General features: G+C 71.8%; 2 protein-coding genes. Both read left to right on the top strand.

The genetic code is table 11. From position 1 onward, the window contains the following. Positions 1-127: 127 nt before the first annotated feature. The gene (locus tag QH283_RS18560) at positions 128-1801 is read left to right on the top strand and encodes an AMP-binding protein (RefSeq protein ID WP_280504256.1); all 1674 of its coding nucleotides are present in this window, start codon (positions 128-130) and stop codon (positions 1799-1801) included. A gap of 24 nt (positions 1802-1825) precedes the next feature. Then, positions 1826-4105 (top strand): Tex family protein (locus QH283_RS18555; protein ID WP_432420748.1); only part of this gene is annotated, 2280 nt, incomplete at its 3' end.

Genomic DNA, 4105 nt, shown 5'->3' with positions numbered 1-4105 from the left:
GCGTCCCGGGGTCGGAGCAGGGGAACGGTTGTCAAGAGCGGTCACCCCTTTTCGGGGGTAGTCGGCGACGTGATCAGACCCACATTCTATTCGACGGGTAGTCCGCATCACCGAGAAGGAGACCGACATGGCCATCGACGTGCAGAACCGTGTGGATGTGGACGCGCGCGTGAGCGAGCTCCTACGGGGCTACGACGGCCCCGACGCGTGCGCCGCCGAGCTGCTGTGCGATCGGCATCCCGCCGATGCCGTCGCCTTCACGGTGATCGAATCCGACCTGACCTCGACCGAGCTGACCTACGGTGTGTTGCGCGAGCGATCCGCGCGCTTCGCCGCCGCGCTGGCAGGCCTCGGCGTCGCCCCCGGCGACCGCGTCGCCACCCTGATGGGCAAGTCCGCCGAGCTCGTCATCGCGCTGCTGGGCATCTGGCGGCGCGGCGCGGTGCACGTGCCGCTGTTCACCGCCTTCGCCCCGCCCGCCATCGCCATGCGGCTGGAGGCCTCCCGCACCGCCGTGGTCGTGGCCGACGCCGACCAGGCCGCCAAGCTCCTGCCGGGTGCGGACATCCCCGCCGAGGCGCCCTGGCGGCTCGTCGTGGCGGGCGAGCCCGCGGCCGATCTGTCCATCCGGGAACCGCTGGACTTCGCGGAACTGGTCGGCTCCCACGCGGCCGACGACCCGCGCGGCGCGGCGGTCGCCGTCGGCGGTGACGGCTTGCTGGTGCAGCTGTTCACCAGCGGCACCACCGGCACCCCGAAGGGCGTGCCGATCCCGCTCCGCGCCCTGGCCTCCTTCCAGGCCTATCAGGAGTTCGCGCTCGATGTGCGGCCCGACGACGTGTTCTGGAACGCCGCCGACCCCGGCTGGGCCTACGGCCTGTACTACGCCATCCTCGCCCCGCTGGCCTCCGGCACGCGCAGCCTGCTGCTGCACGCCGCCTTCTCGCCCGCCCTGACCCTGCGGGTGCTCGAGCGTTTCGGCGTCACCAACTTCGCCGCCGCCCCCACCGTCTACCGCGCGCTGCGCTCGGCCGACAGCGAGACCGGCGCGCCCTCGCCGGGTATCTCGCTGCGCCGCGCGTCCTCGGCCGGCGAGCCGCTCACCCCGGACGTGGTCGCCTGGTCCGCGCGCGCTCTCGGTGTGCCGGTGCGCGACCACTACGGCCAGACCGAACACGGCATGGTGATCTGCAACGCCTGGCACGAGCAGCTCGACGCCCCCGCCCCGATCGGGTCCATGGGCAGGCCGCTGCCCGGCTGGATCTGCACCGTGCTCGCCGACGACGCCGACGTCGAGGTCGGGCCGGGCGTGGTGGGCAGGCTGGCGATCGACGCCGAGCGCAGCGAGCTGATGTGGTTCGTCGGCTATCTGGATGCCCCCGAGCGCACCGCCGAACGCTTCACTCCCGACGGCCGCTGGTACCTCACCGGCGACGCGGGCTCGCGCGACGCCGACGGCTGCTTCCACTTCTCCTCCCGCGACGACGACGTGATCATCATGGCCGGCTACCGCATCGGCCCGTTCGAGGTGGAGAGCGTGCTGGTCATGCACGATCTGGTCGCCGAGGCCGCGGTCGTCGGGCTGCCCGACGAGCTGCGCGGCGAGGTGCTCGAGGCGTTCGTCGTGCTGCGCGGCGGCGCCTCGGGCAGCGCCGAACTGGCCGAGGAACTGCAGCGGCTGGTGAAGACCAGGTTCGCCGCGCACGCCTACCCACGCCGTGTGCACTTCGTGGCGAGCCTGCCCAAGACCCCCAGCGGCAAGGTGCAGCGGTTCATCCTGCGTCAGCGCGAGAGTCACTGAGCCGAGGGACTAGTGTTGCCGCTCGTGACGACAGCGCCCGAGATCGCCGGTTCAGAGACGAACAGCACCGATACGACCGCCGCCGCACCGACGGCCACGCGCACGCCCCCGGCCGGTGTCGGCAGGCGCATCGCCGAGGAGCTCGGCGTGCGGGAGAGCCAGGTCCGGGCCGCGGTGGAACTGCTCGACGCCGGATCGACCGTGCCGTTCATCGCCCGCTACCGCAAGGAGGTCACCGGCGGTCTCGACGACGCGCAGCTGCGTCAGCTCGAGGAACGGCTGCACTATCTGCGCGAGCTGGACGAGCGCCGCGCCGCGGTCATCGAATCCATCCGCGCGCAGGGCAAACTCGACGACGAACTGCACCGCAGCCTGCTGCTGGCCGAGACCAAGGCCAGGGTCGAGGACATCTACCTGCCCTACAAGCCCAAGCGGCGCACCAAGGCCCAGATCGCCCGCGAGGCGGGCCACGAGCCGGTCGCCGACGCGCTGCTCGGCGATCCGGCCGTCGACCCGGCCGGCTACACCGCCCAACAGCACGACGGCGCCCGCGCCCTCCTGGTCGAGCGCTTCGCCGAGGACGCCGACCTGGTGGGCGAGCTGCGCGAGCTGATGTGGAACCGCGGACAACTGACCTCCGAGGTCAGGCCGGGCAAGGAGGAAGCGGGCGCCAAGTTCGCCGACTACTTCGAGTTCAGCGAGGCGTTCAGCTCGCTGCCCTCCCATCGCGTGCTCGCCCTCTTCCGTGGCGAGAAGGAAGAGGTGCTGAGCCTGCGGCTCGAGCCCGACAGCGAGGAACCCGAGCCCAATCAGCGCAGCGTCTACGAGACCAGGATCGCCGCGAAGTTCGGCATCGCCGATCGCGGCCGCCCCGCCGACGGCTGGCTGCTGGACACCGTGCGCTGGGCCTGGCGTACGAAGTTGCAGATCAGCCTCGGCATCGACACCAGGATGCGGCTGCGTCAGGCCGCCGAGAAGGACGCCGTGGAGGTCTTCGCCGCCAATCTGCGCGACCTGCTGCTCGCCGCCCCGGCGGGCACCAGGACCACCATGGGCCTCGACCCCGGCTACCGCACCGGCGTGAAGGTCGCGGTGGTGGACGGCACCGGCAAGGTGGTCGCCACCGAGGTGATCTACCCGCACAAGCCGCAGGGGCAGACGGAGAAGTCGCTGGCCGTGCTCGGCGCGCTGGTGGCTCGCTTCGGCGTCGAGCTGATCGCCATCGGCAACGGCACCGCCTCCCGCGAGACCGACGCGCTGGCCGCCGAGTTGATCTCGCGCATCGGCGCCACAGAGGGCGCGAAGACGCCCACCAAGATCGTGGTGTCGGAGGCGGGCGCGTCGGTGTACTCCGCTTCGGCCTACGCCTCCCAGGAGCTGCCCGACCTCGACGTGTCGCTGCGCGGCGCGGTGTCCATCGCCCGCCGCCTGCAGGACCCGCTGGCCGAGCTGGTCAAGATCGACCCCAAGTCCATCGGCGTCGGCCAGTACCAGCACGACGTGTCCGAGACGCTGCTCGCCCGCTCGCTGGGCGCGGTCGTCGAGGACGCGGTGAACGCCGTCGGCGTCGACGTCAACACCGCCTCGGTGCCGCTGCTGTCGCGGGTGTCGGGCATCAGCTCCTCGGTGGCCGAGAGCATCGTCGCCCACCGTGACGACAACGGGCCGTTCCGCTCCCGCTCCGCCCTGCTGAAGGTGCCGCGCCTCGGCCCGAAGGCCTTCGAACAGTGTGCGGGCTTCCTGCGCATCCGCGGCGGCGACGACCCGCTGGACACCTCCGCGGTGCACCCCGAGGCCTACCCGGTGGTGCGGCGCATCCTGGAGGCGACCGGCCGCGAGATCACCGGCCTGATCGGCGACACCGCCACCCTGCGCGCCCTGCGGCCCGCGGACTTCACCGACGAGAAGTTCGGCGTCCCCACGGTCACCGACATCATCGCCGAGCTGGAGAAGCCGGGTCGTGACCCGCGTCCCGAGTTCAAGACCGCCGAGTTCGCCGCGGGCGTGGAGAAGGTCGCCGACCTGAAGCCGGGCATGGTGCTCGAGGGCGTGGTCACCAATGTGGCCGCCTTCGGCGCCTTCGTCGACGTGGGCGTGCACCAGGACGGCCTGGTGCACGTCTCGGCGATGTCGCGTTCGTTCGTCAAGGACCCGCGCGAGGTGGTCAAGTCCGGTGACGTCGTCAAGGTCAAGGTGATCGAGGTCGACGTCGCGCGTCAGCGCATCGGCCTGTCGCTGCGGCTGGACGACGAACCGGGCGCGGCCCGCGCCGAGCGCGGCGGCCGGCGCGAGGGCGCGCGTCGC

Source organism: Nocardia farcinica (assembly GCF_029867845.1).
GTDB classification, from domain to species: Bacteria; Actinomycetota; Actinomycetes; order Mycobacteriales; family Mycobacteriaceae; genus Nocardia; species Nocardia farcinica_A.
Note: the sequence above shows the minus strand (reverse complement) of the source record. Positions and strands in the feature narration are given on the sequence as shown.

Excerpts from the sequence above, each read along its gene's own strand:
- QH283_RS18560 (WP_280504256.1), top strand. The coding sequence starts at position 128 with ATGGCCATCGACGTGCAGAACCGTGTGGATGTGGACGCGCGCGTGAGC.